Here is an 18,650-nt window from a genome sequence, read left to right as displayed (position 1 = left end):
AGATATTAATATGAATAAATCTATCAAACATACGGCTTTTTATGCTACGCTAAAGCGAGAGCTTACACGCATGGTATCCCGAAGACTCTATTTCGGGGTGTGCATCGTATTGCCTTTGTTTTGTATAGTGTTTATGAGTACAATCTTTGGTACTGGTGGTATGGAAAACATTCCTATCGGTATTGTCGATTTAGATCAGACTGCTACCTCCAGAGAGATTACCCGAACATTGGGGACTGTCTCGACCTGTGATGTGCAAGAACTTTTTTCTGATGCTAAAGCTGCTCGTGAGGCTGTTCTAAAGCGAGAGATTTATGCCTATGTTGTAATACCAAATAATTTTGAGTCTGATCTGATTGGAGGTCGAAATGCAAGTATTCCATATTATATTCATTATGCCCTCTTAAGTGTCGGTATCGAGGTTGAGGCAGCTTTGGAGACAGTATTTGCCGAGATAGCTTTAGCTCCTGTTGTGGCCTATGGTTCAGTATTTGGGACAGAAACCAGTGAGATTGAAAGTTTTTTATTGCCTGTCAACTTTGAAGCTCATCCACTTTTTAATGCTTCGCTTGATTACTCTACCTATCTGACGAATCCCTTTTTCTTTGTCTTATTTCAGGTGTTAATCTTGCTGACTACATCTTATGTAATAGGTAGTGAAATCAAATTTAAGACTTGGCAGAGTTGGCTAGACGCAGCTAATGGGAATATATTTATAGCAGTTGCTGCTAAGCTTTTACCCTACACTATCATCTATATTATTATGGGGATATTTGGGAACTTTGTAATCTTTGACTTGCTGCATATACCGATGAATACAGGATTTTTGTCTATTAACACGGCTACGATTCTATTTGTTATCGCTAGTCAGGCTTTGGCCGTTTTTGTATTCTCTTTATTTCCTGCCTTGAGTATAATGATTAGTATTCTTTCGATGATGGGTTCACTTGGTGCAACGCTTGGAGGAGTAACCTTCCCTATGCCATACATGCACCCTTCAATTGATTACTTATCTCATTTATTTCCGATTAGGCATTTTGTTAATGTTATTCAAAATATATTATATGGTGATTATGGCTTCCCCTATGTATGGGAAGATACAGTAATACTAATTGTTTTTTTAATCCCTGCACTACTTATTTTACCTCATTTAAAGCGTGCAATCTTAAGTCGAAAGTATGAAGACATTGAATAATAGAAATAATTATCTAAAGATCATAGCCGACTATATCGCCCGTGAGTTTAAAACGATTGGTACGAGTTATTCGATTCTGCTAGTTATGATTGGTGGTGTGTTTGTATATGGTTTGTTATACAACTATATGTACCAGCCTAACCTGATTCGTAAGGCTCCAGTAGTTGTTGCTGATCTCTCACAATCGTCGCTTAGCCGAGAATATGTAAGGCTTTTGAGTGCTTCATCTCAGGTAGAAGTTTACAGCCATGCCAATAATATTCTTGAGGCCAAAGAGTTGATGAAAACAAGAGAGGTAGTAGGTATTGTTTATATACCTAGAGACTTTGAACGCAGGGTAGGCCGTGGAGATCAGTCTGTATTTTTAGCAATGGTCAATACAAGTGCGTTCTTAAACTTCGCAGCAATACAAGAAGCTACTTCAGGTGCCATGGTTGAGCTTGACGGTCGACATCGTTCCGATATGATTACGTTTCTGCCCTTACCTACGCTCTATGCCATGTCTCAGGCTCAGCCTATAAATGTGGTGGGGACGGCCTTATTTAATCATACGGAAGGGTATGGTAGCTATTTGATTCCTGTGGTGCTAATACTTATCATTTTCCAAACTCTAATGATGGTTATTGGTATGATTAGTGGAGGGGAGCGTTATAAGAAGACCATTCTATATTATAAAAAGAATGGGCTGGGTTTTGGTAATATGATGGCTATTGTATTGAGTAAGACCTTTGTGTATAGTGTTTTGTATGCAATATTTGCCTACTTTTTAATAGGGCTTTTGCCTCAGATATTTAGTATTCCCAATATCGGAGATACGATGGATATCATTACGCTTCTTATTCCGTTTTTTATGGCGTCTTGCTTTTTTGGATTTACTTGTTCGCTAGTATATGCTGATTCGGAAAGCCCAATTTTGATGATTGCTTTTTTCTCTGTGGGGTTAGTTTTTCTCTCTGGAATATCTTATCCACTCGAGTTAATACCTTGGTATTGGAAAGTATTCCATTATATAATTCCTGCTCCACCTGCTGTGCTTGGCTATGTAAAAGTCAACTCCATGGGGGCCTCTATTGCTGATATTAAGACAGAATACATCACGTTGTGGATCCAATGTTTGGTCTACTTTTTAACCGCGTGCTTTGTATATCGATATAATATAAAAAAAGAAAGTGCTGCTATTAAAGAAGCAGCCAATTTTTAACTTAAACTTGTCTCGTCCTAATATAGCGTTACACAATACATGTAATGTTATGGAAGAGTCTAAAGATCCTTTAGCAGTACGTGATTTGCTTATCGATGAGCTATTACTTGATGGGAATGCAAAACAGAACCTGACTACTTTTTGTCAAACTAACCTAGACTCTAATATCCACTTCTTGATGGATAAGTGTTTAGATAAGAACATGATTGACAAAGACGAGTATCCTCAAACTGCTGAAATCGAGAACCGCTGTGTTCATATTTTAGCTGATTTATGGAATTCTCCTGAAAGTGAAACAACTCTTGGTTGTTCAACCACAGGTTCTAGTGAAGCTGCGATGTTGGGCGGGTTAGCGTTGAAATGGAAATGGAGAGAAAAAAGAATTAAAGAGGGTAAATCAACTGATAAACCCAACATAATTACTGGTCCAGTTCAGATCTGTTGGCATAAATTTGCGCGCTATTTTGATGTTGAAATCCGTGAGATTCCAATGGAATATGGCCGTCTATTAATGAATGCTGAAGAGGTTCTTAAGCGTGTTGATGAAAACACAATTGGAGTTGTTCCAACGCTAGGTGTTACTTTTACGCTACAATTTGAAGATGTAAAAGCCATTAGTGATGCTTTGTACAAACTTCAAAAAGACACAGGTCTAGATATTCCAATTCACGTTGACGGAGCTAGTGGTGGTTTCTTAGCACCATTTATTCACAAAGAAGTAGTTTGGGATTTCCAATTACCTCGTGTTAAATCAATCAACACTTCAGGTCATAAATTTGGTCTTTCACCTCTAGGTGTGGGTTGGGTTGTTTGGCGTACAAAAGAAGATTTACCAGAAGGTCTTATCTTCAATGTTAACTACTTAGGTGGTAATATGCCAACTTTTGCACTTAACTTCTCACGTCCAGGTGGCCAAATTATTTGTCAATACTATAACTTCATTCGTTTAGGCCGTGAAGGTTATACTCGAGTTCAACAAGCATGTTTGGATCACGGTATCTATATTGCTGAGGAAATTGAGAAAATGGGACTATTTGACATCCTTTATGATGGAAAGTCGGGTGTACCAGGAGCTGCATGGATGCTTAAAAAAGGAGTTGATCCAGGTTTTGACCTATACGATCTTTCTGATAGAATGCGTTCTCGCGGTTGGCAAATTGCATCTTATACTTTGCCTAACAACTGTGAAGATATGGTGATTCAACGTGTATTAATTCGTCATGGATTTAGCCACGATATGGCTGAGTTGATGCTTGAAGACTTAAAGCGTTGTATTGACTACTTGAAGAAACATCAAATGGTTAAGAAAGGCCCTTCAACTGATGAGCAGCCTCAAAGCTTCCATCACTAATTATATTAATTGAATAATATTTTACTATGGATTGGATAATTAAAACCATCCAAAATTCACCAGAGCTAGGGATCTTTTTGACCCTAGCTTTAGGTGTTTGGATTGGTAAGATCAAAATAAAAAGCTTCTCTTTAGGCTCTGTCACGGGTGTTCTTTTGATGGGTGTTTTGGTTGGACAATTAGATTTAACCATCTCTCCTGTAGTCAAATCTGCATTCTTCTTGATATTCCTGTTTGCTGTGGGCTACAGTGTAGGACCTCAGTTCGTTCAAAGTTTAAGAAAAGGAGGAATTCCTCAAATACTATTTGCTTGTTTAGTCTGTTTGATGTGTCTGATTGTGCCTTGGGTAGCAGCATTAATTGCTGGTTTTGACATAGGTAACACTGTTGGTCTGCTTTCGGGAGCTAACACTATATCGGCCGTTATTGGGGTAGCAGGTGATACAATTAACGAACTTGGGATTAGCTCTGCAGAGAAAACTGAAATGATAAATCAGATCCCTGTAGCTTATGCTGTGACTTATATCTTTGGTACTGCGGGTACAGCTTGGTTCTTGGCTACGATTGGGCCTAAGATGCTAGGTGGTAACGTAATGCAGATGACTAAAGATTACGAAAAAACATTGGGTGGTTCACTTCATGCAGACGAACTTGGTATGGAATATGCTTACGATGGTGCTACTTTTAGGGTAGTTCAAGTAACAAGTACAGACTTTGATGCAGGAAAATCTGTTGATGATATTGAGAAAATGCTTGAAGCATCTAACGGTTGGCCCGTTTACATCGAGAGAATTAGAACAGCTAAAGGTGATATTATAGAAGATCCTACACTGGATTACATGGTTCAAAAAGGAGATAGCTTGGTGCTTAATGGTCCGTTGGGAGCAGTGCTTTCTGACGAAGAACTATTGGGTAAAGAGGTTGCCGATGTTGAGCTACTGGGTTTTCAAGTTGAGGTACTACGTGTAATAATTGCCAATAAAAAATTAAAAGGTAAAACTCTTCAAGACCTTAAAGTAGATAAAAATCGTCACGGTGTAATTTTACGTCACATTAATCGCGGGCAAGCTACTTTGCCACTACTTAAGAATGTTGAAGTTCAGATGGGTGATGTATTTGAAATCGAAGGACGCAAATCGGATGTTGATCGCTTTGCTAAGTATTTAGGTTATGCGGATCGTCCAACAAATGTTACCGACTTACTCTATGTTGGCCTTGGTATATTCTTAGGAGGTATCTTTGGTTCTTTAGCACTACGAATCGGTAGTGTTCCTGTAAGCCTTAGTGCCAGTGGAGGTGTACTTATTATGGGAATTGTTTTTGGTTGGTTTAGATCAACTCGTCCCACATTTGGTGCAGTGCCCGAGCCAGCAGTATGGCTGATGAATAACTTAGGGCTGAATGTCTTTATTGCTATTGTAGGTATATCTGCAGGACCTGATTTTGTCTCCGGACTTAAGGCCGCAGGTGTTAGCTTATTTGTTGCAGGTATTTTTGTGAGCTTGGTTCCTATGATCTTCGGTATTTATTTAGGGAAATATGTCTTTAAATTTCACCCTGCAATTACGCTTGGTGCATGTGCTGGTTCAAGAACAACTACTGCAGCTCTAGGGCAGCTTGAAGATACATTGGATAGTAAAGTTCCAGCTCTGTCTTATACGACAACCTATGCAATAGGAAATACGCTGCTCATTATTTGGGGAGTCGTCATTGTCTTATTGATGAGTTAGTATTTTGAAAGATAAAAAAGAATGTTATTATGGATATATCTAAACTTAGTGTTACGCGTCGTCGTCAACACGAATTAGAACAATTAAGCCCCTTCGAGCTAAAAGACAATTTGATAAAGTTGGCTACTGAGGAGCAACAAAAATCAACAAAGACCATGCTTAATGCTGGTCGTGGAAACCCAAACTGGGTTGCTACAACTCCTAGAGAGGCTTTCTTTACCTTAGGATCATTTTCTCTAGCAGAATGCAGAAGAGTAATGGACAACCCCGTAGGCATGGCTGGAATACCTCAAAAAGAGGGTATTGCTGCACGATTCGAACTCTTCCTTAAAGATAACCAAGGTAAGCCTGGTGTTGAACTCCTAGAGAAAGTTTATAAGTATGGTCTCGAAAAACACAACTTCAATCCCGATGATTGGGTAATGGAGATGGCTGAAGGCGCCTTGGGCGATCAGTATCCAGATCCTGTTCGTATGCTTAAGCACGCTGAAGTTATTGTACACGACTATTTAGTACAAGAGATGTGTGGTACAAATCCCCACTACAAAGGTAAATATGATTTATTTGCTGTCGAAGGTGGTACTGCTGCCATGTGCTATGTATTTGATTCGTTGTTCCACAATGGGTTGCTAAATAAAGGGGATCATATTGCACTTGGTGTGCCCGCATTTACTCCTTATCTTGAGATTCCTCATCTTGCTCGTTACAATTTTAAAGTAACTTATGTGCAAGGTTCAGGAAAAGATAAAGATGGTAACGAAAACTTCCAATACCCCAACGAAGAGTTAGATAAGCTGGGCAATAAAGAGATTAAAGCTTTCTTTGTTATTAATCCTAGCAACCCGACATCTGTCAAACTATCCGATGTCAGTATGAAGTATCTATCTAAAGTGGTTAAAAGCTTAAACCCTAACCTAATGATCCTTACCGATGACGTGTACGGAACTTTTGTTAAAGGTTTTAGTTCGCTTATGAACGAATTACCACATAATACGATGTGTGTTTATTCCTTCTCTAAATACTTTGGAGCCACAGGTTGGCGCTTGGGTGTTATTGCGATTGCCGAAGATAATATATACGATAAAATGCTCGCAGCAGCTCCACAAAAGGAGAAGGACCGTATGGCTAAACTATATGAGAGCTTGAGTTTACATCCCAATAAACTTAAATTTATCGACCGGATGGTGGCAGATAGCCGTCAGGTAGCACTCAACCATACTGCAGGATCTTCGCTTCCTCAACAAACTCAGATGATGCTTTTTGCCGCCTATGCTGTACTTGACACGGCGAATGTCTATAAAGAGGCTTGTATTAATTTAATACACAATAGATATCACTTACTGTGGGAGGGATTAGAAATTCCTGTAATTGCAGATAAAGAACGTGCTGGATATTATTGTGAGATTGATATTCACGAGTGGGCTGCGAAGAATTATGGTAAAGAGTTCGTTGGCTTCTTAGAAAAAAACTTCGAACCAGTTGATATCGTATTTCGTTTAGCTGAAAAGACAGCTGTAGTATTGCTCAATGGTGGAGGTTTTGATGGACCCGAGTGGTCTGTTCGAGTTTCACTAGCCAATCTTAATGATGAAGATTATAAGACTATTGGTCAGAATCTTTCAGAGGTAATGAGTGAATACGTTAAGGCATGGAAAGCTAAATAGACTATCCTTGTTTAATAATACAATTTAAAGGGGGATGGTAACTATAATTATCATCCTCTTTTTTAATGCTATCTTACTGATGGTGTTCAAGAATAACAAAACGACTAGAACTTCGAATTACTAAATACTGTATCGTCATGTCAATAACTAGCTTAATTTTTATATTCTCCTCATCTTTTATGACTCTGTTTCCAGTAAATAACCCTATAGGAACAGGATTCATTGTCAACGGTTACTTTGCTGGTCTAACCAGTGAACAACGGAGTATAGCAATCAAAAGATTAATCATTAATTATATCATAATTGGTGTTGGTACCGTTGCAATAGGGCATCTATTCTTGATTCTTTTTGGCTTGGCAATACCTGTGATTCAGCTTGGCGGAGGATTCTTGATTTGTAGAGCGGCCTTGGGTTTACTTTCCGATGGGTCTTCGGCCGACAACACGAGCAATGCTGTGCCTACTGCAAATTGGGAAGAACTACAAGGAAAGATATTTTATCCAATCGTTTTCCCCATTAGTGTAGGGCCTGGCAGTATCTCAGTTATATTTACGTTGATGGCCAATGCTAGTGTCAAAAACAACTTTCTCCAAACTGGAGTCAATTATTTAGCAATTGCACTCGTGATTTTTTGTTTGGCAGGACTTCTATATTTGTTTTTAACTCAAGGAGAGGTAATTGTAAAGAAGTTAGGTACTAAAGGGAATATGGTTATTAATAAATTAGTGGCATTCTTTACTTTCTGTATTGGTATCCAAATTATGGTAGAAGGGATATCTAAGATTTTTCACCTCAGTATATTATAGGTTAGGACGGGTTTTAGAATAAAAATATTACTCTTCACCCCAAACTTATTTGTATTTTAGTGTCATTAAGTCAGCACTAAGAGGCTGATAATGTTGTAACGTAATTGTAGATAAAGAGTAATGAAAAAGAATTTGATATTTGGTTTTCTAGCGCTAGCGTTAGTGGTTGTCTTTACCTCTAGTTGTAAGACGACTACTTATTCTAAAGCTTCTATTGATGATGTAGCATTTATAAAGCTAATGAGTTCTTCTACCTTGGCTGGTAAGCAAGTACAAGTGACTATTAATGATGAGACTTCATTTTCAGCCAAAGTAAATAAGCTGCGAACTTCGCCTTTGAAACAAAAAACTTATCGGATAGCTTCAGGCCGTAAGAATATTAAGATTTACTCTAAAGGAAGGTTGTTGTGGAATCAAGATGTTTTTGTATCTCAACAATCTACCCGAGTTATAGTCTTATAAAAATGCTTATGTTATTGAGTACTTTAGTGTAGCCTATTCTATAATTTAGAGAGGTGTATAGATGATCTCGCGATGAGTCATTATAGAACGTAAATATCCCCAGAAGCTTATATAAGCTTCTGGGGATATTTGTATCATAAGGCTACTATGTAATAATAGCTTTAATCTGAATTTTAGTAAGCAAAGATTGGATATGCTTCCATCAATTTGTTTACAGTAGCTTTTACTTCTTTAAGCTTAGCAGGATTGTCAACATTAGATAATGTTTCTTCAATTAGTTCTGCAATCTTAACCATCAAATCTTCTTTAGCACCTCTTGTTGTAATCGCTGGAGTACCCAAACGAATACCTGAAGTCTGGAAAGCCGAGCGGCTATCAAAAGGAACCATGTTTTTGTTGACTGTGATGTCAGCTTCTACTAAAGCTTTCTCAGCAACCTTACCTGTTAGTTCAGGATATTTTGAACGTAAGTCTACAAGCATTGAATGGTTTTCTGTTCCACCCGAAACGATATTAAAACCGCGTTTCATAAGCTCCTCAGCAAGCACTTTAGCATTCTTCTGTACTTGAGTTTGGTAAGTTTTGAATTCTGGTTGTAGGGCCTCACCAAAAGCTACAGCTTTCGCCGCAATAACGTGTTCCAATGGACCTCCTTGAGTTCCTGGGAATACTGCAGAATTCAGAATTTGAGACATCATTTTAACTTCGCCTTTACGAGTAGTTTCACCCCAAGGGTTAGGGAAGTCTTTGCCCATCATAATGATGCCACCACGAGGACCTCTTAAAGTCTTATGTGTCGTAGAAGTAACAATATGAGCATGTTTAACGGGGTTATCGAGCAAACCAGCAGCAATTAGACCTGCAGGGTGAGCCATATCAATCATTAAGATAGCACCAACCTTGTCTGCGATCTCACGCATACGTTTATAGTCCCACTCTCTTGAGTAAGCAGAACCTCCACCGACAATAAGTTTAGGCTTTTCAGCAAGTGCTTTCTCTTCCATCTCATCGTAGTCGATTAAACCTGTTTCTTGGTTTAGATTGTAGGCTACTGGTGTGTACATAATACCTGAGAAGTTTACTGCTGAACCATGAGAAAGATGACCACCGTGGTCAAGGTTAAGCCCCATAAATTTATCTCCTGGCTTAAGCAAAGCAAAGAATACTGCAGTATTGGCTTGTGCGCCTGAGTGAGGTTGAACGTTCGACCATTCCGCACCAAATAGTTTGTTAAGACGATCAATAGCTAATTGTTCGCTCATGTCAACAAATTGACATCCACCATAATATCTTTTACCAGGGTAGCCTTCGGCATACTTATTTGTTAGACAAGAACCCATAGCTTCCATTACCTGATCGCTCACAAAGTTTTCAGAGGCTATTAACTCGATGCCATGCAGCTGACGCTGGTGTTCTTTCTCAATAATCTCAAAAATTTCAGTGTCTCTTTTCATTTTGTTAAGTATAAAATAGTAATACGAATAAGTTTATGTTTAAATGCTTCTTAGAACATGAAGCCTAATGAGAAACTTAAGACGTGATCTCTACGGTGCAATCTTAAGTTCTTTTGATCTTCAACGGGAGTTAACTCCTTGTCGTATGATGCTTTTTTAGAGATATTCTGTAAAAACTGCTCATACCTGAAGTCAAAAAATATTTTGGATAGATAAACAGCAACACCTCCAGTAAATCCAAGGTTGAATCTGTGGAATCTTTCTGTTATACCCTTCTGGTCGAAATTGCTATAATCCATATCGCTTTGTCCCTCTAAAATATATCTAATCTTTGGGCCAATAAAGAATGACATGCCATAGATATCTTCTTTTATGAAGTTGTATCCGTAGAGAATGGGAATGTCTATGCTGTGAAGCTCTGATCTGAGTGTAGAAAACTCTTTTCCTGTGCCCTGCTTGAAGTCTGGTTTCTCAAAATAGACCTCGCAACGATTAATAGTATATGCTATTTCTGGTTGAATATAGTGAGCTTTGAAGTTGTACCTCATAAAAAGACTCCCAGTATAACCTACCTTATAGTTATTCTGAGCTTTTACGATTCTTGTTCCATCAATATCGAAATGAGTAGTCAGATAGATTGCTGATGTAAAACCAATCTTAGCTCCAAAATTGAACTTCTTATAAGGAATTTCTAAGCCCGACAAATCTTGTCCTTTTATAAAAGGATGGACTGCAAAGAGCATAAATAACAGAAATATTTTTTTCATAAAGTTGTTATGGATTTGTCAACTAACCAAAAATACCGATTAACAAATAGAAAGCAAAATATTTTGCTTTCTATTACTGTGAAATAACTTATTCTATTATCGTAAAATCCTCTTTAGTTTGCTCTTTTTCACAATAGTGACATTTTATGGTACACTTTTCTTTGTCAATCACATGAAAGTTAGTTGTCATAGGTTCGTTATTAGTGATACATTTGGGATTTGCACATTTCACGATGCCTAAAAGTTGATTGGGCATATCAACTTCTCGCTTTTCAACCACTTCGTAGTTTCGGATTATATTTAGACGTATATGTGGAGCTACAATTGAAATTTTATTGATCTCGTCACTATCAAAGAACTTGTTTGCAAGTTTTATGATTCCTTTTTTTCCAAGCTTTGAGCTTACTAGGTTATTTCCGATAGTTATTTTGGTCTCTAACTTGTCTAGTTTTAAAAGATGGACAACTGTAAATAATTGGTCGGAGGGGATGTGGTCAATAACTGTTCCGTTTTCTAGTGCGGCAACCAGTAGTCTTTGTTTATTTTCTTTCATAGTTATCGATATCTTCAATAGTAATTCCTAAAACATCGCATAAGATTGCTTCACGAGCATACAAACCATTTTTCGCTTGTTCGAAATAGTAGGCTTTTGGGTTGTTGTCAACATCGTATGAAATTTCATTTACTCGTGGCAGTGGATGTAGAATTCTCATGTTTGGTCGTGTGCCTTCGAGCATGCTATTGTGCAGAGTATAGGCATTTTTAACTCGTTCATATTCCAACATATCAGTAAACCTTTCCGACTGAACACGCGTGATGTATAGAATATCTGTATCAGCAATTACCCTTTCGTTAAAAACGGTACTTTCTTCGAATGGAATGCCTTGCTGTCTACAAAACACCTTATACTCATTCGGCATTTTTAATTCTTCAGGGGAGATAAAACGAAAGTTTGGATTGAAATGGCGCATTGCAGTGAGAAGGGAGTGAACGGTTCGTCCGTATTTGAGATCGCCTACAAGGGTGATATTGAGGTTTTCGAGCGTACCCTGTGTTTTTTGGATAGAATATAAATCAAGCATGGTTTGTGATGGATGTTGATTAGCTCCATCTCCGGCATTAACTATCGGTACGGGGGATATTTCAGCTGCATACCTTGCCGCACCTTCGAGATGGTGTCTCATCACTATAATGTCGGCATAATTGGCTACCATGGTTATGGTATCTTTTAGGGTTTCTCCTTTTGCTGAACTGGAAGATTTGGGGTCGGTAAAACCGATGATTCTTGCACTAAGCCGATTGGCTGCTGTTTCAAAACTGAGTCGCGTTCGAGTAGAGGGCTCAAAAAATAGTGTTGCTACAACTTTATTCTCTAACAAACGACGGTTGGGGTTTTCTTCAAAACGTTTTGCCATATCCAAGAGGTAGAGAAGCTTCTCTTTAGAGTGTTGGGCAAGACTGACTAAACTTCTATTGTCCATAAATGATCTTTAAAAAGTAAAATACCATTGTTTGGATTGTAAAGGTATGTAAAAACAGGTGGACTACCAACGTGGAAAGCCTTAAGTTTTTCTATATCTAGTAAGGAGTCAATCATTATTTTGTTAAAGAAAAAGTTTTATTCTAATTTTGCAGGAAAGTGTTCATTTAGAACCATCTTTGGTTTAATTAAGAAATAACATATGAAAAAGTTCATTATTGGACTGTGGGTGCTCTTCCTTCTTGGTGTAGCTGCAGTTTTTGGTCTGTTTTATGCTATATCTCACGGCTCTATAGGCTATATGCCTGCTGTTGAAGATTTAGAAAACCCAAACTATAAATTTGCTACACAAATTATATCTGAAGAAGGCGAAGTACTTGGTACTTGGTCTTTGAGTACCGAAAACCGTGTGTTTACAACATATGATGAATTACCAGAGAATGTGATTGACGCTCTAATTGCTACTGAAGATATTCGTTTTCGCCAGCATTCAGGCATTGATCTTAAAGCCTTACTTCGTGCCGTGATAAAACGCGGTGTTTTACAGCAAAAAAATGCTGGAGGGGGTAGTACTATTACGCAACAGTTGTCCAAACAACTTTTTTCACCTAGAGCTGATAATGTGATGGAACGCTTGTTCCAAAAACCTATTGAGTGGGTTATAGCTGTTCAACTGGAAAGATATTATACCAAAGAAGAGATATTAACGATGTATCTCAATAAGTTCGACTTCTTAAATAATGCAGTTGGTATTAAGACTGCAGCCCAAACCTACTTTGGATCAGACTTAAGTAACTTGAGTACTGAGCAAGCCGCTACGCTAGTTGGAATGTGTAAGAACCCTTCATACTACAATCCGCTACGCTTCAATGAGCGTTCTCGTAATAGAAGAAATACGGTATTGGAGCAAATGGAAAAAGCTGGTTATATTTCGACAGCTGTTTGCGATTCATTGCAAGCACTTCCGTTAACTTTGAATTACCATAGAGTTGACCATAAAGAGGGGCTAGCGACATACTTTAGAGAGTATCTTCGTGGTGTAATGTCGGCTAAGAAGCCTGTTAAATCTAATTACAGAGGTTGGCAAATGCAGAAGTTCTATGAAGATTCTGTGGCTTGGGATACTGACCCGCTTTACGGATGGTGCCTAAAGAACCAGAAACGTAATGGCGACAACTACAATATTTATACCGACGGGCTGAAGATTTATACGACCATTAATGCTACAATGCAGACATTTGCCGAGGAAGCCGTTAAAGAACATATTGATGATTATCTACAGCCCAACTTTTTTAAAGAGAAGAAAGGTCGTCGCAAGGCTCCATATTCAAATAAATTAGAGCAGGAGGATATTGATCGTATCTTACAGCGTGCTATACGTCAAACTGAGCGCTATCGTTTGATGAAAAATTCGGGTGCAACCGAAGCTGAAATTCAAAAAGCATTCAATACCCCTGAGAAGATGTCAGTTTACACACTCAATGGTGAACGTGATACTACACTTACTCCCCTTGACTCAATCCGATATTATAAACATTTCTTGCGTACAGGATTCATGGCTATGGATCCCTATAACGGGCATGTTAAGGCATACGTTGGGGGTACTAATTATACTTATTTCCAATACGATATGGCCATGGTAGGGCGTCGTCAGATTGGTTCTACGCTGAAACCTTTCCTTTATGCTTTGGCGATGGAAAATGGCTTCACTCCTTGTGATGAGACTCGAAATGTTCAACAAACCTTGATGGACGAAAACGGAATTCCTTGGACTCCTCGAAACAGTACAAAAGGTAGAGAAGGAGAGATGGTAACACTCAAGTGGGGACTTGCCAACTCTAATAACTGGATTTCGGCTTATTTGATGAGTAAGCTCAATCCTTACGCTTTAGTTCGTCTGATTCATAATTTTGGGGTACTTAATCAAGACATACAACCTACGGTTTCACTTGCTTTAGGACCATGCGAAATCTCAATTGGTGAAATGGTGAGTGCTTATACAGCCTTTGCTAATAAAGGAATTCGTGTAGCTCCGCTGTTTGTTACTCGTATAGAAGATAGCGATGGTAATATCATTTCAAACTTCACTCCGGATATGGAGGAGGTTATAAGCTCTCATAGTGCTTATCAAATGTTGGATATGATGCGAGCAGTTATCAATGAAGGAACAGGTGGACGTGTACGCCGTTTGGGTTTTGAGGGTGATGCTGCTGGTAAAACAGGAACTTCAAACGATAACTCAGACGCATGGTTTATGGGTTTCACACCCTCAATTGTGGCTGGTGTATGGGTTGGTGGTGAAGACCGCGACATTCACTTCGATGGTATGTTCTACGGTCAAGGTGCTGCGGCAGCCTTGCCAGTGTGGGTTAAGTTTATGAATAAAGTCTATGGTGATAAATCCCTAGGTTATGACCCTGAAGAAAAATTTGAATTCCCTGAAGACTTCGATGCTTGTGCTACAAGTTCGGAAGCTGCTAGGGTAGAACATGTTGAAGAAGAATCGAACCGTAGTGAGCTCGACGACTTGTTTTATTAATATTTAGCTAGATGAATCCTGAACATAAAATCTGTATTGTCTCTCTTGGGAGCAATACAGATTCTTTATATACCATAAATAAGGCCATTGAGGAATTAACTCTGACTTGGCCTAATATAGAGTTTTCTACCAAAGTTTATACCCAACCCATAGGTTTGCCAAAATCTGGCCCTTTTCTTAACCTAGTTGGACAATTTAGAAGTACCTTAGTTCCTTCAATCATTATAGCAACTTGCAAAGAGATTGAAACTAAGTTAGGACGTGATAGAAAAGACCCCAACCATATTGTTCTTGACATTGATTTAATTCAGTGGGGCAACGAAGTTCTAAAACCAAAAGACTTCGAGTATGAGCATATTCGTGAGGGGATTAAAGAATTAAATAATAAGAACATGAAATTTATAGGTATTATACCAGCGAGATACGCTTCTACTCGTTTTCCCGCAAAGCCACTAGCTATTTTGGGTGGTAAACCCGTTATTCAACGTGTTTATGAGCAGGTAGCATCTGTTTTGGATGCTGTATATGTTGCAACAGATGATGTTAGAATCCAAGATGCTGTACTGGCTTTTGGTGGTAAAGTTGTAATGACTTCACCCGATCATCAATCGGGTACCGATCGTTGTTATGAGGCTTATCTAAACATTGATCAAGAGTATGATGTAGTTATTAATATTCAAGGAGATGAACCATTTATCCAGAAAAGCCAGATAGAAGCATTAATGTCATGTTTTAAGGGAGACGACTCTACTGATATTGCAACATTAGTCAAGCCCTTTGGGTCTACAAATAGCTTAGAAGAGCTAGAAAACCCTAATTCACCAAAAGTGGTTTTGGGTGTAAATAATAGAGCGCTCTATTTCAGTCGATCAGTTATCCCATATTTGCGAAATATCGACAAATCGAACTGGTTAATGTCTCACCGTTTCTTCAAACATATCGGACTTTACGCCTATCGTTCAACAGTGCTTGCTGAAATTACTAAGCTTAAACAATCACCACTTGAACTAGCTGAGTCGTTGGAGCAATTGAGATGGTTGGAAAACGGTTATGCTATAAAAGTGGCTGAAACCTCAATCGAAACAATAGGTATTGATACTCCACACGATTTAGAGCGTGCAGAAGCTTTCTTGAAGAATAAAAACTAAACCCATATTTGATGAATAGAGCTATACAGCCAAAAATAGAACCTTTAAAATCATTAACCCTACCGTTACCTGAGCGCAAGACTCTTGAAAACGGAATTCCCATAACCCTAATAAATATGGGGAGTCAACAAGTAGTCCGGATCGATATCCTTTTTAAAGCTGGTACTTGGTGTCAAGACCAAAAGCTTCAAGCTCTATTTACCAATAGAATGCTACGTGAAGGTTCTAAGAAGTATAGTTCTAAAGAGATTGCTGAGCAATTAGACTTTTATGGAGCTTGGTTAGACTTGTCTTGTGGTGCAGCCTATTCTTGTATTACTCTTTATTCTTTGACTCGCTGTTTTAAGGAGACTTTGACCATATTAGAATCCATTATTAAAGAACCTCTGTTTGATGCAGATCGTTTAGAGATTGTAAAGGATATGAATATCCAACAATTCTTGGTTAATGAGAGTCATGTTGACTTTTTGGCTCATCGTTCCTTACTAAATATGCTTCTAGGTGATTCGCATCCTTACGGTAAAAAGACGGTAAAAGAAGATTATAGTGCAATTACAACAGATTTGTTAAATAATTTCTTTGATGCTAATTTTCATTCAAGCAACTGTCATATCTTCTTAGCTGGTGATATTGATCAGGATATATTTGATGCTGTTCAATCAGCTTTTGGACTTGCCCCGTTTGGGCAGTATGAAAACACACCCACGGTTTGTCCTACTCCTATATTTACTCCCTCTGTTGATAATCAGCGTTTTATTGATAAAAAAGGTGCTTGCCAAAGCGCTATTTGTTTGGGTATGCCAACTCTGATGCGAAGCCATCCCGACTATCTTAAATTCCATGTAGTGCTTGCACTCTTTGGAGGATATTTTGGTAGTCGTTTAATTTCTAATGTTCGTGAAGACAAAGGTTATACCTACCATATTGGAGCCGATATGACACATTATCCATTCAGTAGCTTCTTGATGATTCATACCGAGTGTGATAACGAGTATGTGCGTCCGTTAATTGAACAGGTTCATTTTGAAATGGATCGTCTTCATTCTGAGTTAGTTAATGAAAAAGAATTGACCAAGCTTAAAAACTACATGCTAGGGGAGTCTTGTAGAAGCTATGAATCAGCTTTTTCTATAGCTGATGCTTGGATGTTTGCTTTTACATCGGGTTTAGATGATGATCATTTTTCGAAATCTTTTGAATCAATACAGTCGATTACCGCAGCTGAAATCCAAGATTTAGCAAGAAAACACCTCCGTAAAGAGAGTTTAAAAGAGGTAGTGGCAGGTGAAAAGTTATTATAATCTGTGTAATAATTTCTCTTGTTCTTTAAATTAATTATATATTTGAATTAAATACAGAAGTTGGTGAAAACTTGATAGTGCTAAGCTTCTTTAAATAGTAAATATGATGAAATTTCTATACCCATTTCTTTCACTATTCTTAATATTCTCTTCAACAGATACTAAAGCTCAGTCTTCAAGTTTCTTTGGAAAGCTGAGAGATAAGTTTAGAACTGAATCGACTGTAGCTTCTTACGTATTTAAGAATGGCGCAATCTATTTTGGAGATGTTAAGAGTGGTCGTCCTAACGGATGGGGTAAAACTATTTATAAAAATGGTGATACCTATGAAGGTGAATACAATCGAGGTAATCGTCAGGGATATGGCATATTAAAACTTGTTGATGGTGAAAAATATGAAGGTGAGTGGAAAGATAACCAAGAATCAGGTTGGGGTAATTTTTACTACTTAAACAATAACCACTACAGTGGAGAATGGAAAAATAACAGTCAAGATGGTGAGGGTACTATGTACTATCACAACGGTGATAAGTATGTTGGTACTTGGATAAAGAATAAAAGATCGGGTCGTGGGACTTATAGTTGGCTGAACGGTTCTCAATATACAGGAGAATGGAAAGACGATAAGAAAGATGGCTTTGGTACGATTAGATGGGACGATGGCTCGTCGTATGAAGGAACTTGGAAAAATGATGCACGTAATGGTAGAGGTTCATTTAACTATCTTCATGGCGATAAATATATTGGAGATTGGGTAAATGATGTACAGCACGGTAAAGGCATTTACGAGTTTCACAGTGGTGATCGCTATGAAGGTGCTTATCTTCAAGGTGAACGTACAGGCCAAGGTGTTTACTATTATGCTAACGGCGATAAATATGTCGGGCAATTCCGTAAAGGTGTGCAAGATGGTGAAGGTGTTTTTACTTGGCAGAATGGTTCTATCTATTCAGGTCAGTGGAAAGCTAATAATAGAGAAGGTAAAGGAAGCTATATATGGAGTAATGGTGATACCTACGAAGGGGATTGGGTTAACAATCAGCCAGAGGGTAAAGGAGTTTTAACTCTAACCAATGGTTCTGTTTATACTGGCGAATTCAAAGATGGTCTTGAGAACGGATATGGTATTCTAGTCGATGCTGATGGCAATAAGTTTGAAGGAACTTTCGCAGAGGGCAAAAAAGACGGTGAGTTTACCGAAACGGATAAAGCAGGTAAGGTTGTTAAAACCTCATATAGCAAGGGTAGACGTAAATAGAATTTGATTTAGTTCAATCATTATATATTAAAAGCGGACACTGTCTCAGGAAGTGTGTAAGTAAATTAAGCTTGGGTTGGGTTATTGTTATAGCCTGACCCTTTCTTTGTAAATAATTAGGAACTGATTTAAAATTATGCCCCAGTCCCTGATAGGCATTGCCACTTCTTTGTGGCCTCTCTAACGGCTAAATATACTGATTTCATCACAGAATCATCGATTGGGAACGATAATTTGTTCTTGGTGTACTTTCTAATCTTGCCATTAAGATTTTCGATTAAGTTAGTTGTATAG

At 38.2% G+C, this 18,650-nt stretch carries 15 protein-coding genes and 2 pseudogenes; 12 read left to right on the top strand and 5 right to left on the bottom strand.

The genetic code is table 11. The features are described from left to right. Positions 1–10 precede the first annotated feature (10 nt). The 7 genes from B091_RS0105635 (at position 11) to B091_RS0105605 (ending at position 8,409) form a co-directional block, all read left to right on the top strand. A complete protein-coding gene (locus B091_RS0105635; protein ID WP_040368852.1) occupies positions 11–1,195 on the top strand; it encodes an ABC transporter permease in 1,185 nt (394 codons plus the stop codon). Next, on the top strand, positions 1,179–2,396 hold the full coding sequence (locus tag B091_RS0105630; protein ID WP_018109035.1) for an ABC transporter permease: 1,218 nt from the start codon (positions 1,179–1,181) through the stop codon (positions 2,394–2,396). Before B091_RS0105635 ends, B091_RS0105630 begins: the two co-directional genes overlap by 17 nt. A gap of 49 nt (positions 2,397–2,445) precedes the next feature. After that, the gene (gene gad / locus B091_RS0105625; protein ID WP_018109034.1) at positions 2,446–3,747 is read left to right on the top strand and encodes a glutamate decarboxylase; all 1,302 of its coding nucleotides are present in this window, start codon (positions 2,446–2,448) and stop codon (positions 3,745–3,747) included. A gap of 26 nt (positions 3,748–3,773) precedes the next feature. Continuing rightward, positions 3,774–5,477, top strand: coding sequence for an aspartate-alanine antiporter (gene aspT / locus B091_RS0105620; RefSeq protein WP_018109033.1), 1,704 nt, complete (start codon positions 3,774–3,776; stop codon positions 5,475–5,477). 29 nt (positions 5,478–5,506) lie between these two features. Continuing rightward, positions 5,507–7,141, top strand: coding sequence for an aspartate 4-decarboxylase (gene aspD / locus B091_RS0105615; RefSeq protein WP_018109032.1), 1,635 nt, complete (start codon positions 5,507–5,509; stop codon positions 7,139–7,141). A gap of 137 nt (positions 7,142–7,278) precedes the next feature. Beyond that, a complete protein-coding gene (locus B091_RS0105610) occupies positions 7,279–7,947 on the top strand; it encodes a MarC family protein (protein ID WP_025069551.1) in 669 nt (222 codons plus the stop codon). A 120-nt stretch (positions 7,948–8,067) separates the two neighbouring features. Beyond that, positions 8,068–8,409, top strand: a complete 342-nt coding sequence (locus B091_RS0105605; protein ID WP_018109030.1) for a hypothetical protein — start codon at positions 8,068–8,070, stop codon at positions 8,407–8,409. A gap of 173 nt (positions 8,410–8,582) precedes the next feature. Here B091_RS0105605 and glyA read toward each other — a convergent pair whose 3' ends face one another. The 4 genes from glyA to pyrB all read right to left on the bottom strand — a co-directional run bounded on the left by glyA (position 8,583) and on the right by pyrB (position 12,111). Further along, on the bottom strand, positions 8,583–9,863 hold the full coding sequence (gene glyA / locus B091_RS0105600) for a serine hydroxymethyltransferase (protein WP_018109029.1): 1,281 nt from the start codon (positions 9,861–9,863) through the stop codon (positions 8,583–8,585). Positions 9,864–9,913: 50 nt separating this feature from the next. Continuing rightward, the gene (locus tag B091_RS0105595; protein WP_026166325.1) at positions 9,914–10,630 is read right to left on the bottom strand and encodes a porin family protein; all 717 of its coding nucleotides are present in this window, start codon (positions 10,628–10,630) and stop codon (positions 9,914–9,916) included. 88 nt (positions 10,631–10,718) lie between these two features. Next, on the bottom strand, positions 10,719–11,183 hold the full coding sequence (pyrI, locus tag B091_RS0105590; RefSeq protein WP_018109027.1) for an aspartate carbamoyltransferase regulatory subunit: 465 nt from the start codon (positions 11,181–11,183) through the stop codon (positions 10,719–10,721). Next, positions 11,170–12,111: an aspartate carbamoyltransferase gene (pyrB, locus tag B091_RS0105585; RefSeq protein ID WP_018109026.1), complete on the bottom strand. Its 942-nt coding sequence runs from the start codon at positions 12,109–12,111 to the stop codon at positions 11,170–11,172. The genes pyrI and pyrB overlap by 14 nt, the downstream gene beginning before the upstream one ends. Before the next feature lie 201 nt (positions 12,112–12,312). Here pyrB and B091_RS0105580 point away from each other — a divergent pair, with 201 nt between their 5' ends. The 5 genes and pseudogenes from B091_RS0105580 to B091_RS0105565 all read left to right on the top strand — a co-directional run bounded on the left by B091_RS0105580 (position 12,313) and on the right by B091_RS0105565 (position 18,356). Next, the gene (locus B091_RS0105580; RefSeq protein WP_018109025.1) at positions 12,313–14,649 is read left to right on the top strand and encodes a transglycosylase domain-containing protein; all 2,337 of its coding nucleotides are present in this window, start codon (positions 12,313–12,315) and stop codon (positions 14,647–14,649) included. Positions 14,650–14,660: 11 nt separating this feature from the next. Continuing rightward, positions 14,661–14,975, top strand: a pseudogene (locus B091_RS12830) (2-amino-4-hydroxy-6-hydroxymethyldihydropteridine diphosphokinase); the annotation flags it as partial. 66 nt (positions 14,976–15,041) lie between these two features. After that, the gene (gene kdsB / locus B091_RS0105575; RefSeq protein ID WP_025069659.1) at positions 15,042–15,797 is read left to right on the top strand and encodes a 3-deoxy-manno-octulosonate cytidylyltransferase; all 756 of its coding nucleotides are present in this window, start codon (positions 15,042–15,044) and stop codon (positions 15,795–15,797) included. An 11-nt stretch (positions 15,798–15,808) separates the two neighbouring features. Next, on the top strand, positions 15,809–17,098 hold the full coding sequence (locus B091_RS0105570; protein WP_018109023.1) for a M16 family metallopeptidase: 1,290 nt from the start codon (positions 15,809–15,811) through the stop codon (positions 17,096–17,098). A 103-nt stretch (positions 17,099–17,201) separates the two neighbouring features. After that, positions 17,202–18,356: an MORN repeat-containing protein gene (locus B091_RS0105565; protein ID WP_025069660.1), complete on the top strand. Its 1,155-nt coding sequence runs from the start codon at positions 17,202–17,204 to the stop codon at positions 18,354–18,356. 87 nt (positions 18,357–18,443) lie between these two features. Here B091_RS0105565 and B091_RS12460 read toward each other — a convergent pair. Continuing rightward, positions 18,444–18,650, bottom strand: a pseudogene (locus B091_RS12460) (transposase); the annotation flags it as partial.

Origin of the sequence: Bacteroides propionicifaciens DSM 19291 = JCM 14649 (genome assembly GCF_000375405.1) — a bacterium.
Classification (GTDB): domain Bacteria; phylum Bacteroidota; class Bacteroidia; order Bacteroidales; family Bacteroidaceae; genus Bacteroides_E; species Bacteroides_E propionicifaciens.
Note: the sequence above shows the minus strand (reverse complement) of the source record. Positions and strands in the feature narration are given on the sequence as shown.